The sequence below is a fragment of the Cohnella fermenti genome, from assembly GCF_004801405.1.
Taxonomy (GTDB): domain Bacteria; phylum Bacillota; class Bacilli; order Paenibacillales; family Paenibacillaceae; genus Cohnella; species Cohnella fermenti.
Map to the genome: position 1 here is coordinate 123,653 of NZ_SSOB01000016.1, position 24,603 is coordinate 148,255.

General features: G+C 59.2%; 23 protein-coding genes. All 23 read left to right on the plus strand.

Going from position 1 to position 24,603, the window contains the following annotated elements; all coding sequences use genetic code 11:
- The first annotated feature begins 89 nt into the window (after positions 1-89).
- Positions 90-989 carry a dipicolinate synthase subunit DpsA gene (gene dpsA, locus E6C55_RS14565; RefSeq protein ID WP_136370522.1) on the plus strand — a complete coding sequence of 300 codons (900 nt, stop codon included), beginning with the start codon at positions 90-92 and terminating at the stop codon, positions 987-989.
- The gene (locus E6C55_RS14570) at positions 986-1,582 is read left to right on the plus strand and encodes a dipicolinate synthase subunit B (protein ID WP_136370523.1); all 597 of its coding nucleotides are present in this window, start codon (positions 986-988) and stop codon (positions 1,580-1,582) included. The genes dpsA and E6C55_RS14570 overlap by 4 nt, the downstream gene beginning before the upstream one ends.
- 96 nt (positions 1,583-1,678) lie before the next feature.
- A complete protein-coding gene (dapG, locus tag E6C55_RS14575) occupies positions 1,679-2,899 on the plus strand; it encodes an aspartate kinase (protein ID WP_136370524.1) in 1,221 nt (406 codons plus the stop codon).
- A 147-nt stretch (positions 2,900-3,046) separates the two neighbouring features.
- Complete coding sequence (gene dapA / locus E6C55_RS14580; protein WP_136370525.1) at positions 3,047-3,925, plus strand: 4-hydroxy-tetrahydrodipicolinate synthase; 879 nt, start codon at positions 3,047-3,049, stop codon at positions 3,923-3,925.
- 164 nt (positions 3,926-4,089) lie between these two features.
- A complete protein-coding gene (locus tag E6C55_RS14585) occupies positions 4,090-5,769 on the plus strand; it encodes a ribonuclease J (protein ID WP_136370526.1) in 1,680 nt (559 codons plus the stop codon).
- 810 nt (positions 5,770-6,579) lie between these two features.
- Positions 6,580-7,359 (plus strand): ClpP family protease, encoded by a 780-nt coding sequence (locus tag E6C55_RS14590; protein ID WP_136370527.1) that lies wholly within the window; start codon positions 6,580-6,582, stop codon positions 7,357-7,359.
- Positions 7,356-7,670 (plus strand): YlzJ-like family protein, encoded by a 315-nt coding sequence (locus E6C55_RS14595; protein ID WP_136370528.1) that lies wholly within the window; start codon positions 7,356-7,358, stop codon positions 7,668-7,670. The genes E6C55_RS14590 and E6C55_RS14595 overlap by 4 nt, the downstream gene beginning before the upstream one ends.
- A gap of 50 nt (positions 7,671-7,720) precedes the next feature.
- Complete coding sequence (locus E6C55_RS14600; RefSeq protein ID WP_168735643.1) at positions 7,721-10,507, plus strand: DNA translocase FtsK; 2,787 nt, start codon at positions 7,721-7,723, stop codon at positions 10,505-10,507.
- A 162-nt stretch (positions 10,508-10,669) separates the two neighbouring features.
- The gene (gene sleB, locus E6C55_RS14605) at positions 10,670-11,452 is read left to right on the plus strand and encodes a spore cortex-lytic enzyme (RefSeq protein ID WP_136370530.1); all 783 of its coding nucleotides are present in this window, start codon (positions 10,670-10,672) and stop codon (positions 11,450-11,452) included.
- A gap of 133 nt (positions 11,453-11,585) precedes the next feature.
- Positions 11,586-12,878 (plus strand): EF-P 5-aminopentanol modification-associated protein YfmF, encoded by a 1,293-nt coding sequence (gene yfmF / locus E6C55_RS14610; protein ID WP_407923733.1) that lies wholly within the window; start codon positions 11,586-11,588, stop codon positions 12,876-12,878.
- Positions 12,871-14,151 (plus strand): EF-P 5-aminopentanol modification-associated protein YfmH, encoded by a 1,281-nt coding sequence (yfmH, locus tag E6C55_RS14615; protein ID WP_136370531.1) that lies wholly within the window; start codon positions 12,871-12,873, stop codon positions 14,149-14,151. Before yfmF ends, yfmH begins: the two co-directional genes overlap by 8 nt.
- A 20-nt stretch (positions 14,152-14,171) precedes the next feature.
- Positions 14,172-14,909: an elongation factor P 5-aminopentanone reductase gene (gene ymfI / locus E6C55_RS14620; RefSeq protein WP_330999626.1), complete on the plus strand. Its 738-nt coding sequence runs from the start codon at positions 14,172-14,174 to the stop codon at positions 14,907-14,909.
- A 165-nt stretch (positions 14,910-15,074) separates the two neighbouring features.
- Positions 15,075-15,326 (plus strand): DUF3243 domain-containing protein, encoded by a 252-nt coding sequence (locus E6C55_RS14625; RefSeq protein ID WP_136370533.1) that lies wholly within the window; start codon positions 15,075-15,077, stop codon positions 15,324-15,326.
- Positions 15,327-15,517: 191 nt separating this feature from the next.
- On the plus strand, positions 15,518-16,288 hold the full coding sequence (locus E6C55_RS14630) for a DUF3388 domain-containing protein (RefSeq protein WP_136370534.1): 771 nt from the start codon (positions 15,518-15,520) through the stop codon (positions 16,286-16,288).
- 105 nt (positions 16,289-16,393) lie between these two features.
- The gene (locus E6C55_RS14635) at positions 16,394-17,260 is read left to right on the plus strand and encodes a helix-turn-helix domain-containing protein (RefSeq protein WP_136370535.1); all 867 of its coding nucleotides are present in this window, start codon (positions 16,394-16,396) and stop codon (positions 17,258-17,260) included.
- Between the two features lie 92 nt (positions 17,261-17,352).
- Positions 17,353-17,514 carry a DUF4175 domain-containing protein gene (locus tag E6C55_RS14640; RefSeq protein ID WP_136370536.1) on the plus strand — a complete coding sequence of 54 codons (162 nt, stop codon included), beginning with the start codon at positions 17,353-17,355 and terminating at the stop codon, positions 17,512-17,514.
- A gap of 153 nt (positions 17,515-17,667) precedes the next feature.
- A complete protein-coding gene (locus E6C55_RS14645; RefSeq protein WP_136370537.1) occupies positions 17,668-18,159 on the plus strand; it encodes a YajQ family cyclic di-GMP-binding protein in 492 nt (163 codons plus the stop codon).
- A gap of 137 nt (positions 18,160-18,296) precedes the next feature.
- Complete coding sequence (gene pgsA / locus E6C55_RS14650; protein ID WP_136370538.1) at positions 18,297-18,920, plus strand: CDP-diacylglycerol--glycerol-3-phosphate 3-phosphatidyltransferase; 624 nt, start codon at positions 18,297-18,299, stop codon at positions 18,918-18,920.
- Entirely contained in the window at positions 18,917-20,170 is a 1,254-nt protein-coding gene (locus E6C55_RS14655; protein WP_136370539.1) for a competence/damage-inducible protein A, read from the plus strand. The genes pgsA and E6C55_RS14655 overlap by 4 nt, the downstream gene beginning before the upstream one ends.
- A 271-nt stretch (positions 20,171-20,441) precedes the next feature.
- On the plus strand, positions 20,442-21,509 hold the full coding sequence (gene recA / locus E6C55_RS14660) for a recombinase RecA (RefSeq protein WP_136370540.1): 1,068 nt from the start codon (positions 20,442-20,444) through the stop codon (positions 21,507-21,509).
- A gap of 144 nt (positions 21,510-21,653) precedes the next feature.
- Positions 21,654-21,947 (plus strand): hypothetical protein, encoded by a 294-nt coding sequence (locus E6C55_RS14665; RefSeq protein WP_136370541.1) that lies wholly within the window; start codon positions 21,654-21,656, stop codon positions 21,945-21,947.
- Positions 21,914-22,726: a regulatory protein RecX gene (locus E6C55_RS14670; RefSeq protein ID WP_136370542.1), complete on the plus strand. Its 813-nt coding sequence runs from the start codon at positions 21,914-21,916 to the stop codon at positions 22,724-22,726. The genes E6C55_RS14665 and E6C55_RS14670 overlap by 34 nt, the downstream gene beginning before the upstream one ends.
- Positions 22,727-23,015: 289 nt before the next feature.
- A complete protein-coding gene (gene rny, locus E6C55_RS14675; RefSeq protein ID WP_136370543.1) occupies positions 23,016-24,560 on the plus strand; it encodes a ribonuclease Y in 1,545 nt (514 codons plus the stop codon).
- The last annotated feature ends 43 nt before the right edge of the window (positions 24,561-24,603 follow it).

Genomic DNA, 24,603 nt, shown 5'->3' on the forward strand with positions numbered 1-24,603 from the left:
GCGGCAAGGGATTGCGCACCCGTCGGTGGGCGTACGCATAAGATAGCTATGTACTTGCGACACTGGCGGCATGAAGGGAGGGGGATGCCTTGCTTACGGGAGTGAACGTAGTGCTCGCGGGCGGGGATGCCCGGCAGTTGGAAGTCATCCGCCGTCTAACGGAATTGGATGCCACGGTAACGATTATCGGCTTCGATCGCTTGGACACACCGTTCCCGGGCGTAACGAAGGCGGAGTGGACGGAAGAGGCGCTGCGCGGGGCCGATGCGCTTGTTCTTCCTCCGGTCGGAACGGAGGACGACGGAACGGTCTCGGCCATCTTCACCGACAAGGAGATGAAGCTGACCGAAGCGTACGTCTCGAGGCTGCCCGCGCATTGCCAAATCTATTGCGGAATGGCCAAGGCCTATCTGAAGAAGCTGTGCGCCGCCCATCAACTGAAGCTTATCGAGCTGTTCGAGCGGGACGACGTAGCGATCTACAACTCGATCCCGACGGCGGAAGGCGCTCTGATGATGGCCATCCAACACACGGACATTACGATTCACGGGTCGACTTGCATGGTGCTCGGCCTTGGAAGAACGGGTCTCACGATGGCGCGGACGCTGCAAGCGCTCGGCGCGAAAGTGAAGGCCGGAGTACGCCGGGAGGAGTCCTTCGCGAGGGCGTTCGAGATGGGCTTCGAGCCTTTCTACATGGGCGATTTGGCGCGTCAGGCGGGGAATATCGACTTGCTTTTTAATACGATACCTAATATGATAGTCACAGCGCAAGTGATCGCGGGACTCCCCCTGCGAGCGGTGATTATCGACCTGGCTTCGAAGCCCGGCGGCACGGATTTTCGCTTCGCCGAGAAGCGAGGAATCAAGGCGATGCTCGCCCCCGGATTGCCGGGAATCGTCGCCCCGAAGACGGCCGGTCGAATTATCGCGAATGGTCTTATCCAACTGTTGTTGGAAGATCAGCGACTACGGGGGAATGAACCATGAATTGGCATGGAGTGACCGTCGGTTACGCACTTACCGGTTCCCATTGCACGCTTGCGGAAGTGCTTCCGCAGATTCAGAGATTCACGGATGCGGGCGCGAATGTCGTTCCGATCGTCAGTCAGACGATTCTGACGACCGACACGCGCTTCGGAACCTCGGAGCATTGGCAGTCCGAGCTTCGCCGGATTACGGGGAACGAACTGATCTCGTCGATCACGGCCGCAGAGCCGCTCGGCCCTTCGAAGAAGCTGGACGTCCTGGCCATCGCCCCCTGCACGGGCAGCACGACGAGCCGGCTTGCGAACGCGCTGACCGACAGTCCGGTGCTGATGGCGGCCAAGGCGCAGCTGCGCAACGGCCGGCCGCTTGTTCTAGCCATCTCGACGAACGACGGTCTTGGCCTTAACGCCGCGAATATCGCGAAGCTGCTTGTCGCCAAGAGCATCTACTTCGTCCCGTTCGGGCAAGACAATCCGGAGGCCAAGCCGAATTCCCTCGTCGCGAGGATGGACCTCGTGCTGGAGACTTGCGAGGCGGCGCTGCAAGGCAGACAACTGCAGCCCATGCTGATCGAGCGTTTCTTATACGCTTAAGATAGGAACGGCTTCACGGCTTATTCGGAATAAAGACTCGACTCTCTTCGTTGCCTTTGACTTCCCCGCAGGCTGTTCGGAAGGAAGATGAGAGCAATGATCATCGTTCAGAAATTCGGAGGGACGTCGCTGTCTGACGATTGCAGTCGGCAGCACGTCCTCCGTCATATTAGGAGAGAGAGAGCGGAGGGGCATCGGCTTGTCGTTGTCGTGTCGGCCATGGGAAGGCGAGGCGAGCCTTACGCCACCGATACCCTGCTCGATTGGATCGCTGACAATGGCAATTCGTTGCCGGACCGAGAGAAGGATCTGTTGCTCAGTTGCGGCGAATTGATCTCCGCGGCAACCTTGTGCAGCTTGCTTAACCGAGAAGGCATTCCGGCGGTCGCTCTTACGGGCGGCCAGGCGGGAATCCGCACGGATGCCCGGTTCGGTTCTGCCAGAATCGTCGGCGTGAACGGAGCGCGGCTTCTGGAGTATCTCGAAGAAGGCAAGATCGTTATCGTCGCCGGCTTCCAGGGAATGACGGAGACGGGGGAGATCACGACGCTGGGCAGAGGCGGAAGCGATACGTCCGCAACGGCGCTCGGAGCCGCTCTCCAGGCCGGAATTGTCGATATCTATACCGATGTCGACGGCATCCTGACCGCCGATCCGCGGATGGTCAGCGAAGCGCGGCCGCTGCCGATGGTCAGCTATGAAGAGATTTGCAATATGGCGTATAACGGGGCGAAGGTGATCCATCCCCGCGCCGTTGAGATCGCGATGAGAGCGGCTGTTCCCGTTCGCGTTCGTTCGACGTTCTCGGAAGGAACAGGCACGCTGGTCACCCGCGCCGATTCGGTCAGGCGTCAGAGCGGTTGGACGGATCGGCCCGTCACGGGGCTTGCCCACGTGAAGGGGGTCACCCAACTGGCGGTGGCGACCGAAGAAGGCCCGTCCGACGTTCAGCTTCGGGTGTTCCGCGCGATGGCAACGAACGGAATCAGCGTCGACTTCATCAATGTGACCCCTGCGGGCGTTCTTTATACGGTGATCGATCAAGACGCCGGAGAGGCGTTAAAGCTGCTGGGCGGAATGGGCCTCGCCGTCCGGTCGAGATCGGGCTGCGCGAAGGTGTCCGTCATCGGCGGCGGGATGAACGGAGAGCCGGGCATCATGGCCCGGATCGTGGAAGCGTTAACGGCTGCGGGCATTCCGATTCTCCAATCGGCGGACTCCAACACGACGATCTGGGTATTGGTGTCCGAAGAAGATATGGTGCCCGCCCTGCAGGCTCTGCATGCCGCGTTCGGCTTGCATCTCGTCCCTTCTTGAGAAGAGGGACGGGATCGCCGAATGCGTTCGCGTATTCAAGTGACGTGTTGTAACCGGCAGACGGCGCAAGCTTATGCGGGAAGCTATATGAATAAAGATATACGAATAAAGAAGTAGAGACGGATTTATTCTAGAGGAGGAAGGGCAATGAGCTTCGGCCGGCTGATTACGGCGATGGTGACCCCATTCGACGAACAGTTGAAGATCAATTGGGAAGAGACAGGGCGGTTAATCGATTATTTGATCGAGGTGCAGAAGTCCGACGGCTTGGTCGTCTGCGGAACGACGGGAGAATCCCCGACGCTTAAGGACGAGGAGAAGGAAGCGCTGTTCCGCTTCTCGGTGGAGCGCGCGGCGGGCCGGTGCCGCATCATCGCGGGCACGGGCAGCAACGACACCGATCATTCGATCCATCTGACGAAGGCGGCCGAGCGCGCCGGCGTCGACGGCATCCTGCTTGTGGCTCCCTACTACAACAAGCCTAACCAAGAAGGGATGTACCGGCACTTCAAGGCGATCGCGGAATCGACAAGCCTGCCGGTCATTCTCTACAACGTTCCCAGCCGGACGGTTGCCGGGCTGTCCGCGGCGACGACGCTGCGGCTGGCACAAATTCCGAACATCGTCGCCACGAAGGAATGCGCCTCGGTCGAACAGATCACGGAGTTGGTTATCGACGCTCCGGAGGGCTTCTTCATCTATACGGGCGACGACGGCATCACGCTGCCGACGCTCGCTGTCGGCGGATACGGCATTATCAGCGTCGCCAGCCACCTGGTCGGCGCGGAGATGAAGAATATGATCGAAGCTTATCTGGATGGCCGCGTTCAGGACGCGGTGGCTCTCAACAATCGGCTTTATCCGACGTTTAAAGGATTGTTCCAATGCCCGCATCCGGTACCGAATCCGGTCGCGGTTAAGTATGCCCTGGAGCTGAAGGGAATAGCCGTCGGCGGCGTTCGCCTGCCTCTCGTCGAAGCTTCCGAGGAGGAAGCGGCTTTTATCCGCAAGCTTGTTGCGGAATAAACCAACTTGGAACACGCAGGGAGAAGAGGGCCGATCAAACGGCGGTTGAATTCGTTCTTTCCCTTCATGTATAATAAACAATGAGTGATTGGGTGCGGCCAAATTTTGCAACTTGACAATTCCATAGGAGCGGGATCGTCGAACTAATGTAGGAGGTACTAGACTTGTCCAAGAAGAACAACCAAGACAAAGTAATTATTTCAGCCCTTGGCGGCGCCGGCGAGATCGGGAAGAACATGTACATGGTTCAATACGCGAACGACATCGTCATCGTCGACGCCGGCCTTAAATTCCCGGAAGAGGAGATGCTCGGAATCGATGTCGTAATTCCCGACATCACCTACTTGACGGAGAACCGCGACAAAGTAAGGGCGATTCTGGTAACCCACGGTCACGAAGACCACATCGGCGGGTTGCCTTACGTCCTTCGCCAATTAAACGTCCCCGTGTACGGAATGAGGCTGACGCTCGGCTTGATCGAGAACAAGCTGAAGGAAGCGGGACTTCTGGGCGAGACGAAGCGGATCCTGATCGATCCCGACTCGGAGATTCAATTCGGGGCGATCAAGGCAAGCTTCTTCCGGACGAACCACAGCATTCCGGATTCCGTGGGCATCGCGCTGGAGACTCCGGAAGGGGTCGTCGTGCATACGGGCGACTTCAAGTTCGACCATACGCCGGTTAACGATCGTCATGCAGATATCCAGCGCATGGCGGAGATCGGTTCTCGCGGCGTTCTGGCTCTTCTCTCGGACAGCACGAACGCGGAGCGTTCGGGATTCACGCCTTCGGAGAGCAGCATCGGCTCGGAGATGACCTCGATCTTCCGCAATGCGAAGCAGCGGGTTGTCGTGGCGACCTTCGCGTCGAACGTGCACCGGATTCAGCAGATTATCGAAGCTGCCGCGGAGACCCGGCGCAAGCTGACGGTTATCGGCCGGAGCATGGTGAACATGGTCAGCATCGCTTCCGAGCTGGGCTATCTGAACATTCCGGAAGGAATGCTGATCGAGCCGGAGGAAGTGAACAAGCTGCCTGCGGACCGGGTGGCGATTCTCTCGACGGGCAGCCAGGGCGAGCCGATGTCCGCGCTTACGCGGATGGCGCGTTCGGCCCATCGGAAGGTCGACATTCTTCCGGGAGATACGGTCGTCATCTCGGCGAATACGATTCCGGGCAACGAGCGCTATGTCGGGCGTACGGTTGACGAGTTGATGCGCCTCGGCGCTCACGTCATCTACGGGCCGGGCTCCGTCACCGGCGTTCACGTATCGGGTCACGGCAGCGCGGAAGAACTGAAGCTCATGCTCAACCTGATGCGTCCGAAGTTCTTCATTCCGATTCACGGCGAATACCGTATGCTCCGTTCCCACGGCTTGCTCGCGGAATCCGTCGGCATCGAGAAGGAGAACATCTTCCTCGTCGACAACGGGGACACCGTCGAGATTCAGAACGGCGTCGCGCGCAAGGCGGGCAAGATTCCTTCCGGCAACGTCCTGATCGACGGCCTCGGCGTCGGAGACGTAGGCAACATCGTCCTGCGCGACCGCAAGCTGCTGTCTCAAGACGGTATCCTGGTCGTCGTTGTGACGCTTAGCAAGCAAGACGGCGCCATCATGTCGGGACCGGATATCATCTCCCGCGGATTCGTGTACGTAAGGGAATCCGAGGGGCTGCTCGAAGAAGCGAACCGTATCGTAACAGGTACGCTGCAGAAGCTCATGAGCGAGAACGTAAACGAATGGGCATCCTTGAAGACCAATGTCAAGGATTCGCTCGGCCGATTCTTATTCGAACAAACAAGAAGAAGACCGATGATCCTGCCGATCATTATGGAAGTATAAGGTAATCAGCAACACCCCACACTCAGGGTAACGGATAGCCGCCTCTCTTCATCGAGAAGAGGGGCGGCTATTTCTGTTGGAGTAGATGGTCGTTTAGCCGCATCGGCCGTGCAGCGGTTTTGCCGAAGGCGAAGCAGAGCCGCGGCGCGATCACAGGGACTCCGGAATTAGCTGTGAAATTTCACATTGGTGCTGCTTGGCAACGGCAGTTTGGGTCGATTATATGCGAAAAACCACTATGACAACAAGGACAGTTGTCACCCCCTACCATGAAAATTATTCGTAAGAGGCTATCCGCAGTGATGAAAAGCCCCCATGGGTGTATTCCCTCTGGCGGGATTAGGTCTCTTCTCCCTTTCGTTCAGGATAAGGATGTGCAAAGGGAATGGGCTGTCCTAAGACCCAAGGGCATGATCGGCGAGCGGAGGTTCCTGATCCAAGGGGAGAAGAGGCATAAGGGTTAACAAGGGAGATAGCGCCTTTCTTGTCACCATAATGTGGAAATCAACTCACCGACTCGCCAACTCACCAACATGCCGACCGCGCCGGCTGGTGCCAGACGGTGGCGAGACTTTTCTGTCTAAATCCAGATCGATTCATGCGGAATTCGGGCTGACGAATGTGGAAAACCGCATAAAATTGCGTAAGCCGTCGGATCTAAGAGGCCAACTCGTCGGGAGACGGTCTATTGGCGCCTCCGTGCTGCCGTCCTCCTCGTGCGTTGCGTAGGAATATTTGCCCGGACGCCGCCCATACTAGGACAATCTTCGCGGCAATCGGATTGCCGAGCAGAGAGGGGATTGGGTGCCAATGGGCGATAAGACGAATCCGGCTCCGCAGCCGAAGCCGACGGGTCCGGACACGCCGGCGAATGCGGAGCAGCCGGCTCCCGGAGACGAAGCCCGCAGAGCGGCCGCCGGCACGGAGAGCTTGATCCAGTTGGGGCAGGTTACGGTTCCTGCGGCGGAATCGAATGTGTTCTGTCTGACGATTATCGGACAGATCGAAGGGCATCTGATGCTGCCGCCGCAGAACAAGACAACCAAGTACGAGCATGTCATTCCGCAGTTGGTTGCGGCCGAGCAGAACCCGAAGGTGGAGGGACTCTTGGTCGTCTTGAACACGGTCGGAGGAGACGTGGAAGCGGGGCTGGCGATCGCGGAGATGATCTCGTCCTTATCGAAGCCGACGGTTGCGGTCGTGCTCGGCGGAGGGCATTCGATCGGCGTGCCGATCGCGGTGTCCGCGGATTATACGTTTATTGCCGAGACGGCGACGATGACGATCCACCCGATCCGGCTGAATGGCCTTATTATCGGCGTACCGCAAACCTTCGAATACCTCGACAAGATGCAGGAGCGGGTCGTGCGCTTCGTGAGGAGCCACTCCCGCGTCACCGAGGAGAAGTTCAAAGAGCTTATGTTCAAGACCGGGGAGCTTACGCGGGACATCGGAACGACGGTGATCGGGCCGGAAGCGGTGGCGCACGGCTTGATCGACGAGATCGGCGGCATCGGCGAAGCTCTTCGGGAGCTGAACCGGCGAATCGCGGAACGGAAGCAAGGGGCGGAAGGAGGGGACAAGAGGTGATTCTATACACATGCATGCCGCTCGATCGGGTGATGGAAGGATGGGAGAACGGGCCGGGACCGCTGCTCGAGATCGAGCAGGCGGGAATGACGATGCTGCTCTCTCCGGTCTCTCCCGGAGTCGGACGCCTTGTGCGGCTCGTCTCGGCTCCGCTTGACGCTTACTTGAACCCCGGCTATTCCCCCGGAAGCTTGATCTACTTCGCGAACCGCGAGGGCAGGGGCGAGAGCGGGGCGGCGCAATGGTCGGAGAACGCGCGGGAAATGGCGAACGGTAGGGCGGAAGTCCCGCTCTGGGACACGAATCGCTAAACGCTTGCCGGACTTCCGCTATCATGTAAACCCCGACCAACTGTGGTATAATGTTGTGTCGGGAGGTGGCATGCTTGGCCAAGCGCAAACGCAAGAAGGCCTCGCTCGGAGCAAGCCTGAAGTACGAGATCTACGGCATACTCCTTATTACCCTCTCCGTGATCGCGCTGTATGGCGAGGCGGCCGGAGGCCGTTCGTTATCCAAGCTGTTCGGGTATTTGCTGGGGCAATTTTATTTCTTATTGGCGCTGCTTGGAATTTGGCTCGGCCTGTATGTAATGATCAAGCGTTCTTGGCCGAGAGGGTGGACGTTCCGGAGAAGCGGATTCGTCCTGTTGTGCTGCGCTCTTGCACTCTGGAGCGCGATGGGCTTTATCGATTCTCGGCTCAGACCGGTTGGCGCGGTGACTCCGGCCTCGATCTTCAGCCAGACGCTTGCAGAGCTGCACGATCAAATCTGGAACGGGCCCGTCGAGCCCGAGATCCGGATCTGGGAGAAGGATATCGGCGGCGGCCTGGTCGGAGCGATCCAATACTCGATCCTTTACTGGCTGTTCGGCAATTACGGCTCGAAGTTCGTTCTCGTGATCGAATTCCTGATCGCGCTTATGCTCATCTCCAACAAGTCCTATGTGGATATGATTCGGGCTGCGCAAGGGTTCGTCAAGCGGTTCGCCCCTCTGCTCGCCGCCCGGTTGTCGACGGGACGCAAGGCGGTGAAGGCGCGTGCGGTTCCGGTCAAGCAGGCGAAGAAAAGCAAGCCGGCGCCGGTGCCTGCGGTTCCGGAGGACGACGATCCGATCGAAGACGAGGCGTTCCCGGCAGGGGAGAAGAAGAAGCCGATCTTCTTCCAGTTCTTCCACGGCAAGCCGGGGGAGTCCCGGGAGGACCGGCAGGAGGAGGACGAGGCTTGGGACGACGAGCCGATTCTTTATCCGGCGGCGGAAGGGCCGAAGGTACATATCCGCAAGTCGGACAAGGAGGGAGCGAAGGGCGCGAAGCTGACCAGTCTGTTCGGCAAGGGGGCGGCGGCGGACAAGCTAGCTGCTCCGCCTAACGCGGCGGCGCCGTTCGAAGAAGGAGAATCAGGCCTTAATCCGCTTAACGTTCCGTTTGAGCAATCTCCGGATCGGATGGGGGAGCTTGGCTCCGACAATCCGGATGATCCGCTGTACTCGGAGGGATATCCGTACGACGAGGAACACGCTTACGGACCCGATGCGGGCGAAGGCCTCGCGGAATTCGATCCGGAGCTCCCGTATCCGGACGAGGGGGAGCATTCGGGCGCAGGAGCGGAGGGAGCGGAAGATGCGGGACCGCATTCGGACGATGCGGCCGGCGGCGGCCCGGCTCCGGAAGGGGCTCAGGCGGCGACTCCTCCGAAGCCCGTTCCGAAGCCGAAGCGGCCGTATCGCCTTCCTCCGTTGCACCTGCTCGGCAAGCCGCAGGGCGGCAAGGGGGGCTCGGTCGCCGACAATCGGGAGACCGCCCGCAAGCTCGAGGCGACGCTGGAGAGCTTCGGGGTCCGCGCGCGGGTGCTCGACGTGGCGAGAGGGCCGGCGGTTACCCGGTACGAGCTGCAGCCGGACGTCGGCGTGAAGGTCAGCCGGATCGTCAGCCTGACCGACGATATCGCTCTGGCGCTCGCCGCGAAGGACATCCGGATGGAAGCGCCGATTCCCGGCAAGTCGGCGATCGGCATCGAGGTGCCGAATTCGGAGGTAAGCGTCGTGACTCTCCGCGAGGTGCTGGAGACGCAGGCGTTCCACGAAGCCCAGGCGCGCCTGTCCATCGCGTTCGGGCGGGACATCTCCGGCCAGCCGATCGTCGGCAATCTCGCCCGCATGCCTCACTTGCTGGTCGCGGGCGCAACCGGCTCGGGGAAGTCGGTGTGCATCAACGGCATCATCACAAGCATTCTGTACAAGGCGAAGCCGGATGAAGTGAAGTTCCTCATGATCGACCCGAAGATGGTCGAGCTTAATGTGTACAACGGCATTCCCCATCTGCTGTCGCCGGTCGTCACCGATCCTCGCCGCGCGGCGTTGGCGCTGAAGAAGGTCGTCGTCGAGATGGAGAAGCGGTACGAGAAGTTCTCCAAGTCGGGCACGAGGAATATCGAAGGCTACAACAATCTGATGATCAGCGGCGACAATCCGGACGGGGTGCTTCCTTATTACGTCGTCATCGTGGACGAGCTTGCGGATCTGATGATGGTGGCGGCAGGGGACGTGGAGGACGCGATCATGCGGCTTGCCCAGATGGCCCGCGCCGCCGGCATTCACTTGATCATTGCGACGCAGCGGCCGTCCGTCGACGTCATCACCGGCGTCATCAAGGCGAACATTCCAAGCCGCATCGCCTTCGGCGTCTCGTCGCAGGTCGACTCGCGGACGATTCTCGACATGGTCGGGGCGGAGAAGCTGCTCGGGCGGGGCGATATGCTCTTCCTGCCGATGGGCTCTTCGAAGCCGATTCGGGTGCAGGGGGCCTTCCTGTCCGACGCGGAGGTGGAAGCGGTCGTGAACCATGTCCGCGCGCAAGCGGAGGCGGTCTACGATCAGGAGCTTGTGCCGGAGCTCGGCGACGATGCCGACGCCGGTGCGGACGAGCAGCTCGACGAGCTGTACGATCAGGCGGTGCAGATCGTGCTGGAGGCGAAGCAGGCTTCGGTCTCCTTGCTGCAGCGGCGCATGCGCGTCGGCTACACCCGGGCCGCGCGGCTTATCGATTCGATGGAAGCCCGCGGCATCGTCGGCCCTTATGAAGGAAGCAAACCTCGGGAGGTGCTCGTCTCTCTCGAGCAGTATCAGGCAAGCGGCCGGATCACGTCATGATCGCAGCAAGCGGCATAGGGACCTCCCTGTGCCGCTTGCTTGCGTGTATGGGCCAAACCGCTTGAATAAGGCAGGATTCCCTTTCTCATACTAATGTTCATGAATGAGGCTTGCCATCCTTCGGCACGGCTCATTAATCGATTGGGAAAGGCGTGACTGTGCGTGAGATACCGGCTGGTGATTGTATCCGTTTGTCTCGTTGTCGGATTGCTCGGATTGTATTCGCTTGAGAAAGTCCGCCATTCGGAGACGACCTTCAGCAATACGATCCTGAAGCAAGGGGCGACGGGCAGCGACATCTACGAGCTGCAATATCGCCTGAAGCATCTCGGCTACTACAGCGGCAAGGTAGACGGGGAATTCGGCCAGAAGACGCTGGATTCCGTGAAGTGGTTCCAATGGAAGTTCGGCATGAAGGCCGACGGCGTCGTCGGCTCCAAGACGAAGCTCAAGCTCTGGGAGGCAACCAAAAATTACAAGCCGACAGCCGACGAGCTCCCGTCGTCCAGCGGCGGAACTGCGAACACCGGCGGAAGCGGAGGCTCCGCTTCGGGCAGCTCGGAGCTGCCGGCTTCGAACCATGCGGGCGTGACCGAGAAGGACATCAAGCTGATGGCCAATGCGGTGTATGGAGAGTCGAGAGGCGAACCTTACGAGGGTCAAGTGGCAGTGGCGGCGGTTATTCTCAACAGGCTTCGGGATTCCCAGTTCCCGAATACGATCACTGGCGTGATTTTCCAACCGGGTGCCTTCACGGCCGTTGCCGACGGCCAGATCTATCTGGAGCCGAACGAGACTGCTTATAAAGCGGCCAAAGACGCGCTCAGCGGCTGGGACCCGAGCGACGGCTGCCTGTATTACTTCAATCCGGACACGGCGACCTCCGCCTGGATCTGGACGAGGCCGCAGCGCAAGACGATCGGGAAGCACATCTTCTGCGATTGATCCCAGTTGCCTGCAAGCATTGCATTTAAGCATTTGCTTCAAGCTTGGCCATGGGGTAGAATGGGGCTGAAATCAAATGTAGGCTGAAATCAAATGTAGGCTGAATTGGAAATGACTCGAAGGGGTAGATGCCTTGATAACCGAACAATTCGAGCGAGGCTCCATCGGTCGTATGCGGCTGCACGTCTTGCCAACGAGACGCTTTAAGACGTTCTCTCTCTCCTTGTTTATCGGAATTCCGCTGTCGGAATCGCGGGTGTCGGCAGTCGCGCTGACTCCGTTCGTCCTGCGGAGGGGAACGAGCTCCTATCCGGAGACAATCTCGTTCCGCGAGCGGCTGGATGACTTGTACGGGGCGGGCTTCGGCTTCGACTTGTACAAGAGAGGCGATTACCAGATCGTCCAGCTTCGTCTGGACATGATCAACGACCGCTTCGTGTCTTCCGAGCTATCGCTCCTGCAGGAAGCCGTGCGTTTCCTCGGAGAGGTGCTGACGTCGCCTGCGCTCGAGAACGGGACGTTCCGCGGGAAGTACGTGGAGGCGGAGAAACGAACGGTCTTGAAGCGGATCGAAGCGATCGTCAACGACAAGATCCGTTACGCCGGCGAACGATGCGTGGCCGAGATGTGCAAGGATGAACCTTACCGGCTGCTTGCGCTCGGCCGGAAGGACGAACTGGCGGGCATCGACGCCGGGACGCTCTATACGGAATACCGCAATTGGCTGAGCGAAGCGGCGATCGACCTGTATGTGTCCGGCGACACCTCGCTGGAGGAGGTCGAGCGGCTGGCAGGGGAGTCGTTCCGATTGCCGGAGGGAACCCCGGCCGATTACGCCGCGCCGGAGTTCCGCGCCCCCCGCGCCGAGCCCCAGACGATCGTGGAACGGCTGGACGTTGCGCAAGGCAAGCTGAACATGGGACTGCGGACCGACATCGGCTACGCGGCGGCGGAATACCCCGCGCTTCTGGTCTACAACGGAATTCTCGGGGCGTTCCCGCATTCCAAGCTGTTCATCAATGTGCGCGAGAAGGCATCTCTGGCGTATTACGCTTCTTCGAGGCTGGATGGGCACAAGGGGTTGCTGACGATCCAATCGGGCATCGAGATCGGCAACTACGAGCAGGCGGTGCGAATTATTGTCGAGCAGCTCGCCGCGATGAAGGAGGGGCGCTTCGATTCGGAAGAGCTCGAGCGAACGAAGGCGATGCTCTCCAACCAATTGCGGGAGCTCCAGGACTCCGCGTTCGAGCGGATCGCGTTCGACTTCAACAATGTGCTGTCGGGCTCCGATCGAACCGGCGAGAACATGCTTGCGGACGTAGCGGGGGTCGTTCCCGAGCAGGTGACGGCGGCCGCGCAGCGGGTCGGCTTGGACACGATCTACTTCCTGCGGGATCGGAAGGAGGCGGAAGTCGGTGCCTAAGGAACATTATGCGCAGCTTCAGGAGACCCTTCTGCACGAGAAGCTGGACAATGGGCTTGACGTGTTTATTCTGCCCAAACCCGGCTTTACCAAGGCATACGCGACATTCGCGACCCACTACGGTTCCGTAGACAACCGCTTCAAGCGCGAGGGCCATGAAGAGGTGAAGGTGCCGGACGGGATCGCCCACTTCCTTGAGCACAAGATGTTCGAGGAGCCGGAGGGAGACATCTTCGCGACCTTCTCGTCGCAGGGAGCTTCGGCGAACGCTTTCACGAGCTTCGATCGCACGGTATATCTGTTCTCCGCGACGGAATCGATCGAGCGGAACGTCGAGACGCTGCTCGACTTCGTGCAGAACCCGTACTTCACGGACGCGAACGTGGAGAAGGAGAAGGGCATCATCGTCCAGGAGATCAACATGTACCGGGACAACGCGGATTGGCGGGTTTACTTCGGCCTGATCGAAGCGCTCTACGTCAACCACCCGGTCCATATCGACATCGCGGGCACGCCTGATTCGGTTCGTTCGATTACGAAGGAGATGCTGTACGAGTGTTACCGCACGTTCTACCATCCTTCGAACATGACGCTGTTCCTTGTCGGCGGCGTCGACCCCGAAGCGATGATGGAGATCATCAAGGCGAACCAGGCGCGGAAAAAATTCGAACCCGGCGGGCGGATCGAACGATACTTCGACGAAGAACCGGAGACGGTGCGGACGCCGCTGCTGACGACGAATCTTCCCGTATCGCTGCCTAAATGCATGTTCGGCTACAAGGAGACTCCGGGACCGCAGCGCGGGGAAGAGGCGATTCGCCGCGAGCTGGCGACCAAGCTGATGCTCGAATCGCTTCTCGGCGCGAGTTCGCCGCTCTACCAGGAGCTGTACGACGACAATCTGATCTCCGACGGCTTCGGCCACGAGTACAATACCGGTCCGGGCTATGCCTTCTCCGTTATCGGGGGAGAGACGAGAGATCCTGACGAGCTGATCGCCCGGGTGACGGGTGCGTTGAATGAAGCCGCCAAGTCGGGAATCGACGAAGCCGTCTTCGAGAGAACGAGGCGGAAGCGGATCGGCTCGTACCTCCGCATGCTGAACAGCCCCGAAGCGATCGCGAGCGAATTTACGCGTTACCGCAGCCGGGGAGGCGATCTGTTCGAGCTGATCGGACTGTACGAGAGCTTGACGCTGGAGGAATTGAACGCGCGTCTGCGCGAACACGTTCATCCGTCCCGAATGTCCGCGTCGATCGTGCGGGGAGAATGACGGCGACAGGGAGAGGACAATTGTCTCGAACCGTGCTTGTGACCGGCGCGTCCAGGGGAATCGGAGCCGCCGTGGCGAGACGGTTCGCGGCGGCGGGGGACCGGGTGGCGCTTCATTACGGCGCTTCCTTCGAGGCGGCGGAGAACGAGAGGAAGCGGTGCTTGGAAGCGGGCGCCGCGGACGCGATTGCGGTGCGGGCCGATCTCCGCGACCCGGGGGCGCTGCTGCGGCTGAAGGGAGAGATGGACGGACTCGGATGGAGTCCGTCCGTTGTCGTCCACAGCGCGGGAACCGCTTATTACGGCTTGCTGGACGAGACGGGCGAGGAAGCGTGGAGCGACTTGCTGCAGGTTCATCTGACGTCCGCATACCGGCTCGCGAAGCTGTTCGGGCCGGCGCTCTCCTGGGGCCGCGGCGGTCGCATCATTCACGTCTCGAGCGTCTGGGGGGCGATCGGAGCGGCCGGCGAGGTCGCTTACTCCGCGGCCAAGGGCGGGCTTAACAGCTTTACCAAGGCGCTTGCGCGGGAGCTCGCTCCGTTCGGAGTCACCGTCAATGCGGTCGCCCCGGGAGCGGTGGATACCGACATGCTCGGGCCGCTCTCGAACGAAGAGCGCGAGCAATTGCTGAAGGAGATCCCGCTCGGGCGCTTCGCCCGCCCGGAGGAGGTGGCCGAACTGGTCGCCTTCCTCTCGTCCGAGGAAGCGAATTACATCACCGGCCAGATCATTGCATTATCCGGAGGCTGGCGGGTGTAGATGCCGGCGGGGGCGAGCGGTGGCTAATGCATATGCCGGCGGTTGCAGAAGCTGGCTGATGCGGCACAATTGGCAGGTCCCGCTTCGTTGCGGACGGAATAGCCTCTTGCCGGAAGGGACATATTATTGACGCAGTACAATCCCATCATGGCAGGAGGCGGCTCAATGTCGAACGTGCTGAGAAATTTCGACTCTTGGAAACATTTTCTCGGTGATCGAGTGGATGCAGCCAAGAACGCGGGAATCAGCGAAGAAGCGATCTCCAGGCTGGCCTACGAGATCGGAGAATTCCTCGACAACAAGGTGGAACCGCAGAACGACGAGCAGCGGGTGTTGAAGGAACTCTGGGACGCGGGCAATGAGAGCGAACGCAAAACAATCGCCGGACTCATGGTTAAACTAGCCGACCGCAGCTAATCGCTGCTGTGCCGAGGAGAGACGGCTCCGCCATTCGCTGCGGAGCCGTTTAAACATGAATCGAAAAAATATAGGACTTTAGTCGGAAAGTGCCCGTAAATTTTGCAGGAGAATGAAGAGTTTTGTAGAATGGATTATAGGACTGTAAATTGACGGGCAGTTGGGCTATTGTCTGACTATTGAGGTGCAGCATGGAGAAGAAGCAGTGGTACATGGAGTATAAGATTCACAAGAATCGCCCCGGATTGCTCGGCGATCTGGCATCTCTTCTCGGGATGCTCGAGGTGAATATCATCACGATTAACGGCGTCGAGGATCGGACGCGAGGCCTTCTGCTTCAGACGGATGACGACGAGAAGATTGAGCTTCTGGGCAGGATGCTCACGAAGGTCGAGAATATATCCATTATTACGCTGCGGCCTCCGCGCTTGACGGATATTTTGGCCATTCGGCACGGAACTTATATCGAGAGGGACTCTTCCGACGGCAAGACGTTCCGGTTCACGCGAAGCGACCTCGGTCTTCTGGTCGACTTCCTGGGCGAGCTGTTCAAGAAGGACGGCAATCAGGTGATCGGTCTGCGCGGCATGCCGCGGGTAGGGAAGACCGAGTCGATCATCGCAGGCAGCGTCTGCGCGAACAAGCGCTGGACGTTCGTCTCTTCGACGCTGCTGAGACAGACCGTGCGCAGCCAGCTCTCCGAGGAGGAGACGAACGCGAACAACGTCTTCATTATCGATGGGATCGTCAGCACCATCCGTTCCAACGAGAAGCATCATCTCTTGCTTCAGGATATTATGGCGATGCCTTCGACGAAGGTCATCGAGCACCCGGATATTTTCGTACGGGAATCCGAATACGATTATGACACGTTCGACTGTATTATCGAGCTGCGCAACACGCCGGACGAGGAGATTACATACGAGACCTTCACGACCGCCGGCCTCGACGGAGAATTCTAAGATCAGATCAGCCCTTATTACGATTATTGTAGATAGGAAGTTGCCAAGTGGATGCGCGCCAACGATACATATGCCTAGAGATTGCCCTTAACGGAGGTGGGACCGATGTCGGATTTGGGATTGCTGCTGCGTAAAGCCAGAGAGCAGCGGGGATATACGCTCGACGATATCCAGGAGGCGACCAAGATCCGCAAGCGATATCTGGAGGCGATCGAGAACGGCGAGTACAAGGTATTGCCGGGCTCCTTCTACGTGCGGGCGTTCGTGAAGACCTACGCGGAGACGGTCGGCCTCGACGCGGAAGAGGTTCTTCGTTTGTACCATAAGGAATTGCCCAAGCCGACGACGGCGGAGACCGTCGCTCCGGAAGCGATGCTCAAGCCCAAGAGCCGATCGGTCCAGCATAACGACAAGTGGGGCAAGCTCGCCGTCAACCTGTTGATGTGGCTGTTCCCGTTGCTTATCATTGCGCTGATTTATTATTTTATCGATCAGAACAGTGCCTCCAAGGCGAAAAACTCGGATCGGGATACCGATATTACGCATGAGACCACGCTGCCTTCCCCTTCTTCGTCTCCCGACGGGTCGAGCACCCCGTCCCAGACGAGCTCGGAAGAGCCGACGCCGAGCGAGACCGTCCCGGCGACGACACTGACGCTGACGGAGACGACGAAGGGCGGAGAAGTCCACTACGAAGTGTCTCCGGCCGGCGCGCATGAGCTGAAGATCGTGTCTTCAGGGAGCTGGGTTGGCGTCAATGAGACGAACAAAAACGGCAAGTCGCGTTACCAGGGCACTCCGAAGGAAGAGATTGTCTTCTCTCTGGAAGACATGCCGCTTTACGTCAATGTCGGTCAGGCCAACAACGTCGTGATCACGATCGACGGAATCGCCGTCGACGACGGGGACAAGGCCGGCTCGAAGAAGTTCGTGTTCACGCCGGCGGCTTCTGCGGATACGACGACGCCTTGACGAGCCAGCCTTCGTTCATGCGGAATAGGAATCGTCTTCTTGGGGGATGCTGAGAGAGCTATCTGCATCCTTATCAGGGAGGGAGACTCCTCATGGCGACTAGTTGGATCGTCTGCGCAATCGGCATCGTCGTCAGCCTGCTCGGCTGGTACATGACGCCCCATGCCTACGGATACGGCATTCTCGGCTTCGGGCTTGCCTGGATCGTACTCGGAATTCTCGACATGTTCCGCTCGCCGGCGCGCGCCCGTTAAGATCACGGCAACGACTCCGAAAGCCCCCGCTGCGGGGCTTTCGGCATTTGCGGGAGAGCTTCGTCGGAAATAGGCCGCAAGCAGCTTTTTACTTGCGGCAGGAAAATGTTTATAATGAAAATGATCATTCGTCAGAAAGGATGACTTTACCATATGGCATCGGAATATTCGTTCGACATCGTCTCCAAGGTAGACATGCAAGAAGTGAACAACGCTGTGACGCAAGCGGTCAAGGAAATCGAGACGCGATTCGACTTCAAGGGAAGCAAGAGCACCATCAAGCTCGAAGGAGAGGCGATCAACGTCGCTTCCGACGACGAGTACAAGCTGAAGAGTGTCATCGACATTCTCCAGACCAAGCTGATCAAACGCGGGGTGCCGATTCTGAACCTCGATTACGGCAAGGTCGAGCCCGCTTCGGGCGGAACGGTCCGGCAGCTCATTAAGATGAAGCAAGGGATCGACCAGGAGAATGCGAAGAAGATCAATATCCTGATCCGGGATTCCAAGCTGAAGATCAAGAGCCAAATCCAAGGCGACCAGCTTCGGGTCACCGGCAAGAGCAAGGACGACCTGCAAGCCGCGATGAATCTCCTTCGCGGAGCCGGGCTTGCGCTGGAACTGCAATTCGTCAATTACCGCTGATACGTAAAGATTACTTTCTGGGGGCAAGCAACGATGACTGTGATGAAGGCTACATACCGCACGGCGAGAGCGACAGCTCGCTCCGGGTTCGCGGCATCCCGCGCGCGGGCCATGACGGCGCAAGGAGGGGATCTCGCGTGAATCTCGCTAACCGGATTACCCTGGCGCGAATTTTTCTCGTCCCGATCGTCGCCTTCCTGCTGCTGGTCAAGCTCGACGTGAATCCGCTGACGATCGGCAGCTACTCGATCTCCTACAACCAGATCTTCGCTCTCTTGCTCTTCATCATCGCGGCCAGCACGGACGGGCTTGACGGCTATATCGCGCGCAAGCGCAAGATCGTCACGAACCTCGGCAAGCTGCTGGACCCGTTGGCCGACAAGCTGCTGATCTGCGCCGTTCTGATCTCGCTTGTCGAGATGGGCAAGTTGGACGCATGGGTCGCAATTGTCATCATCAGCCGCGAATGGGCGGTGACCGGCCTCCGGCAGATTGCGCTCCTGGACAGCGTCGTTCTGGCGGCCAGCAAGTGGGGCAAGTGGAAGACGACGATTCAGATCGTCATGATCATCGTGCTGCTGCTCAACAATCTCCCGTTCGAGTTCATTCATGTGCCGGTCGATACGATCGTCGTATGGGCGGCCGCGATCATTACCGTGTATTCCGGCATCGACTACTTCGTCAAGAACAAGAAGCTGATCGTCGAGACTTCGAACCCGCCCCAAGGTTCGGTTGACAAAGAGGTGCGCCGAGACGTATGAGAGCTGAGATTATTGCAGTCGGAACCGAACTGCTGCTCGGCCAGATCGTAAACACCAACGCCCAGTATCTGTCGCAAGGCCTGGCAGAGCTGGGCATTGACGTTTATTATCAGACCGTAGTGGGAGATAACCTGACGAGGTTGCGTCAAGCCATCGAGACGGCGCGCGGACGCGCGGATCTGCTGGTGTTCACGGGCGGCCTCGGCCCGACACAGGACGATCTGACCCGCGACGCCCTGGCGGCGGACCTTGGTCTTGCGATCGGCCTTCACGAGCCGTCGCTGCGCAAGATCGAGCAACTGTTCGCAGGAAGAAGCGTCGAACTTATCGAGAGCAACCGCAAGCAGGCGATGCTGATCGACGGAGCGCATCCGCTGCGCAACGATACCGGGCTGGCCGTCGGCAACGCGTTATCCGCGGGCGGCAAGCATTACCTGCTGCTGCCCGGACCTCCGCGCGAGATGAAGCCGATGTTCGACAACGACGGCTCCGATTGGCTGCGCAAGCTGCTCGGGGACGCGGCCGCTCTGCGGTCGGTTATGCTGAAGTTCGCCGGAATCGGCGAGTCGGCACTGGAGGAGCTGCTGATCGACCTTATTCGCGAGCAGTCCGACCCGACGATTGCGCCTTATGCGAAGGAAGGCGAGGTGTGCATCCGCGTCTCGACGAAGGCGGGCTCCGCGGAGGAGGCGGCGAGGCGGATGGAGCCGACGCTGCAGGCGATAAGAAGCCGCACGGAGCGTTATCTGTATGCGGAAGAGGACATTCCGCTGGAAGCGGCGGTCATCCGGCTTCTGACGAGCAAGCGGCAGACGGTGACGCTCGCGGAGAGCTGCACCGGCGGAATGATCGCCGCCTCGCTCACTTCGGTGCCGGGCAGCGCGGACGCGTTCCTGGGCGGCGTGGTGAGCTACAGCAACGGCGTCAAGCATAAGCAGCTCGGCGTCCCGACGGAGCTGCTTGAAGGGCCGGGAGCGCCCGGAGCGGTCAGCGAGGAGACGGCCGCTGCGATGGCGGACGGGATGCGCGCCGCCGCAGACAGCGATTATGCGCTGTCCGTAACCGGAGTGGCCGGACCCGCCGGAGTCGAGGGCAAGCCGGTCGGCCTTGTCTACGTCGGGCTGGCGGAGAGAGGCAAGCCGGCCAAGGTGGAGAAGCTGCAACTGGCCGGCGACCGGGAAGGCATCCGGATTCGCGCGACGAAGCGGGCGCTGTACTTGCTGTGGCGAACGCTCGGCGGTCTGGAATAGGGACGGGAGAAGGCGGAGGCAGAGGCAGATGCGGGGATGTGTCGAATTTGTGTCGAATTGAGCAGATAAATGACATTTTTCGCTAGAAGCGGTTGCCAATGCTCGTCCTATATGATAGATTCGTGTAGAAAGTTGCGGAAGAACCGTAGCGAAGATTACTTTGCTGCGGTTTTTTTATAGAGATTGATCGAACGAATGTTCGTAAAATGCTTGGCAAACGGATCAAAACAAGGTATGATAACACTATCAAAGAGATAAGGATGTGGGTGTGTTGTCCGATCGTCGCGCCGCATTAGAGATGGCATTGCGCCAGATTGAGAAACAATTCGGCAAGGGCTCTATCATGAAGTTGGGAGAACAGGCACAGCTTCAAGTAGAGACGTATTCGAGCGGAGCACTCGCTCTGGATATTGCCCTCGGGATCGGCGGATTCCCGCGGGGGCGCATTATCGAGGTCTACGGACCGGAATCTTCCGGTAAGACGACCGTCGCGCTGCACGCGATCGCAGAAGTGCAGAAGGCCGGAGGCCAGGCGGCATTCATCGACGCCGAGCACGCGCTTGATCCGATCTATGCCCGCAACCTCGGTGTCAACATCGACGAACTGCTGCTCAGCCAACCGGACACCGGCGAGCAGGCGCTCGAGATCGCGGAAGCGCTCGTGCGCAGCGGCGCGGTCGACATCGTCGTCGTCGACTCCGTCGCCGCTCTGGTGCCGAAGGCGGAGATCGAGGGAGACATGGGCGACTCCTTCGTCGGCCTGCAGGCGAGACTGATGTCGCAGGCGATGCGCAAGCTGTCCGGCGCTATCAGCAAGTCGAAGTCGATCGCAGTCTTCATCAACCAGCTTCGCGAGAAGGTCGGCGTTATGTTCGGCAACCCGGAGACAACGCCGGGCGGACGAGCCTTGAAGTTCTATGCGAGCGTTCGCCTCGACGTTCGCCGCATCGAGTCCATCAAGCAGGGCAATGACGTCGTCGGCAACCGGACCCGGATCAAGGTCGTCAAGAACAAGGTTGCGCCTCCGTTTAAGCAAGCGGAGCTCGATATCATGTACGGCGAGGGCATCTCCCGCGAAGGCAGCATCATCGACATCGGAACCAGTCTGGACATCGTTCAGAAGAGCGGTGCATGGTTCTCCTACTCCGGAGAACGCCTGGGACAAGGCCGCGAGAACTCGAAGCAGTTCTTGAAGGACAACCCGGCTCTGGCGCAGCAGATCGAACAAGAGATTCGCAGCCAGACGCTGAACTCGGACGCGATCAACAAGTCGGCTGCGGCCGGAGCGGCACTGGCCTCGGAAGAAGACGAGGACGAAGCGGAGTTCCGACTGGAGTAAGCGAGCAGGGAGAAGGGCATCCGCCGAGTCGGCGGGTGCCCTTTGTACATATGCGGCAAGGGACAAAATTCCTGGCCTGTTCATGGCAAGCAACCAAACTGCGTACATAGTCGGGGCGGAGCGTCAGATGAACGGAGGAAGACGATGGAGCCGATGATGCTGATGGGGGAACGGGAATTTATGCGAAATTTCACATTGGCGTCGCCCGATAAGGGGCTATTTGGATGTTTTTATGCGAAAAATCACATTCATGGGGGAGCTTCCGGCCTGAAATTCGGCATATATGCTAAAAATCGCATAAAATGCCTCGGTTTACGCGAATTCGAGCCGATGAATGTGAAAATTCACATAAAATCGCACAAACCGTCGGAGCAGGGAACGAGTGCGAGCGGGAGGGGTAGCGAATGGATGAGCAAGCCGGGAAGAAGGGCAAGCTGAGAATGGGGGAGAGCCGCGAAGCCGTACCTGCCGTCGTTGTCGGAATCGAGGCCGATGCCAGGCGGTCCTCGATGTACCGGATCGCGATAACGCCGGAGGCCGGAGGAGTGAGCGAAGTGCTGCTCGTCCATGAAGACACGATGGTCGCATGGAGGCTTCTGAAGGGCAGGCGGCTGACTCCCCGAGAATGGGAAGATCTCCGGCGGACGGAGCAGGTGGAGCAGGCGTATCGCGCCGCTCTGCTGCTTCTGGACCGGAAGGCAAGGACACGCAAAGAACTGGAGCAAACGCTGAAGCGCAAAGGGTATGAGGAAGCGGCGGTGTCCGGCTGCCTGGATAGGCTTGCCAAGCATCGCTTGATCGACGATGCTCATTATGCGGCGAGGTTCGCGGAGCAGAAGGTGGTCAGTCAGCGCAAGGGCAGCCGACTCGTGCGGCAGCAGCTTCGCAGCCGCGGAGTCGGCAAGCAGGACGTCGACGAGGCGCTCGCGTCTCTGGATGCGGGAATGGAACGGAGTGCCGCGCGGGAGCTGGCGGTCAAGAAGTGGCCCGGCATCAAGGGCGAGAAGCGGCGGGAGCGGGAGCACAAGCTGCTCGGCGTGCTGCTCCGCAGAGGGTATCCGGCTTCCGTCGCGATGGACGCGGTTCGCTATGCGGCGCAGCGGTTCGAGGATGAGGAACGAGGCATATCCTCTGCGTGGGACGAAGACGAGACGGGGCTGGCGGAGCTGTCGCTGGACGAATCGTACGAGGAGCCGGAGCGCGAATTCGACGACTAACGCGGCGCATCAGGGTTCTTCGCGTCGGCGGGATGCGGGATGGAGCAGAGGAGAATGGAAGGAATAGGCAAGGCTAGTTTTGCTTTGCTTGACAATCCATTTTCACAAAAGATACAATGAATCTGTATTCCATATCCTTATTCCGAACCCTTTTTCCTTCCAAAAAACGATTCGGAGAACAATTTTTCGATTTTTTTTGACAGAAGATTAATTCGGTTTAGAAACCGGCCAACAATTTCATAAGTATCCCAAGCGTTTGCCTTGGTGATGCAACGAGGAGGTGAAGACCATGGTTGCAACCTTGATTTGGGTCTTGATCGTCATCGTTGTTGGCGCGCTTTTCTTTGGGATCGGTTATGCGGTACGCAAGTCCATTGCGGAGGCGAAGATATCCAGCGCTGAGCAGGCAGCCCGCCAAATCGTCGACAATGCGAAGAAGGAAGCGGATGCCGCTCGCAAGGAGACGGTGCTGGAAGCCAAAGACGAGGTGCACAAGCTCCGTAATGAAGCCGAGCGCGACATTCGCGAACGGCGCAACGAGATCCAACGGCAAGAGAGAAGGTTGGTGCAGAAGGAGGAATCCCTGGACCGCAAGATTGAAGCGTTGGAGCGCAAGGAGGAGCAAGTCGCCAGCAAGGAGAAACGAATCGAAGAGACCCAAGATCAGATCGAGTACCTGCATAAGCAGCAGATCACGGAACTGGAGCGAATCTCGAACCTGACGATGGAGGATGCGAAGCAGCTTATCCTCACGACGGTGGAGCAGGAAGTGCGCCACGAGACCGCCCAACTGATCAAGGATATTGAACAGCAAGCGAAGGAAGAAGCCGACAAGCGCGCTCGCGATATCATCTCTCTCGCCATTCAGCGCTGCGCCGCGGATCACGTGGCGGAGACGACCGTCTCGGTCGTCTCGTTGCCGAACGAAGAGATGAAGGGGCGGATTATCGGCCGCGAAGGACGCAATATCCGGGCGTTGGAGACGCTTACCGGGATCGATCTTATTATCGACGATACGCCCGAAGCGGTTATCCTGTCCGGATTCGATCCGATCCGCCGCGAGATCGCCCGTACTTCTCTTGAGAAGCTGGTTGCCGATGGTCGAATCCATCCGGCCCGCATCGAGGAGATGGTCGAGAAGTCCCGCAAGGAAGTGGACGAGAGAATCCGCGAGTACGGGGAGCAGGCGACGTTCGAAGTGGGTGTCCATGGCCTGCACCCGGACTTGATCAAGATTCTCGGCAGACTGAAGTTCCGGACAAGCTACGGCCAGAACGTGCTGAAGCACTCGATGGAGGTTGCTTATCTGACGGGACTGATGGCTGCAGAGCTTGGAGAAGACATAACTCTGGCCAAACGCGCCGGCTTGCTGCACGATATCGGCAAAGCCCTCGACCACGAAGTGGAAGGTTCGCATGTCGAGATTGGCGTTGAATTGGCGAAGAAGTACAAGGAGCATCCGGTCGTCGTCAACAGCATCGCTTCGCACCACGGCGACGTGGAAGCGACTTCGGTCATCGCGATGCTCGTCGGAGCCGCGGACGCGCTCAGCGCCGCCCGCCCGGGAGCAAGACGCGAGACGCTGGAGACGTACATCAGACGCCTCGAGAAGCTGGAGGAGATCTCCGAATCGTTCGACGGCGTCGACAAGTCTTATGCGATCCAGGCCGGACGCGAGGTTCGCGTCATGGTGCAACCGGAGAAGATCGACGACGCGGAAGCGTTCCGACTCGCTCGCGACATCACGAAGAAGATCGAGGGAGAACTCGATTATCCGGGACACATCAAGGTCACGGTCATTCGCGAGACGCGCGCGGTGGAGTACGCCAAGTAAGATTCGGGAAGGCTGAAGAAGTGGCTGCGACAATCCGCGCGGC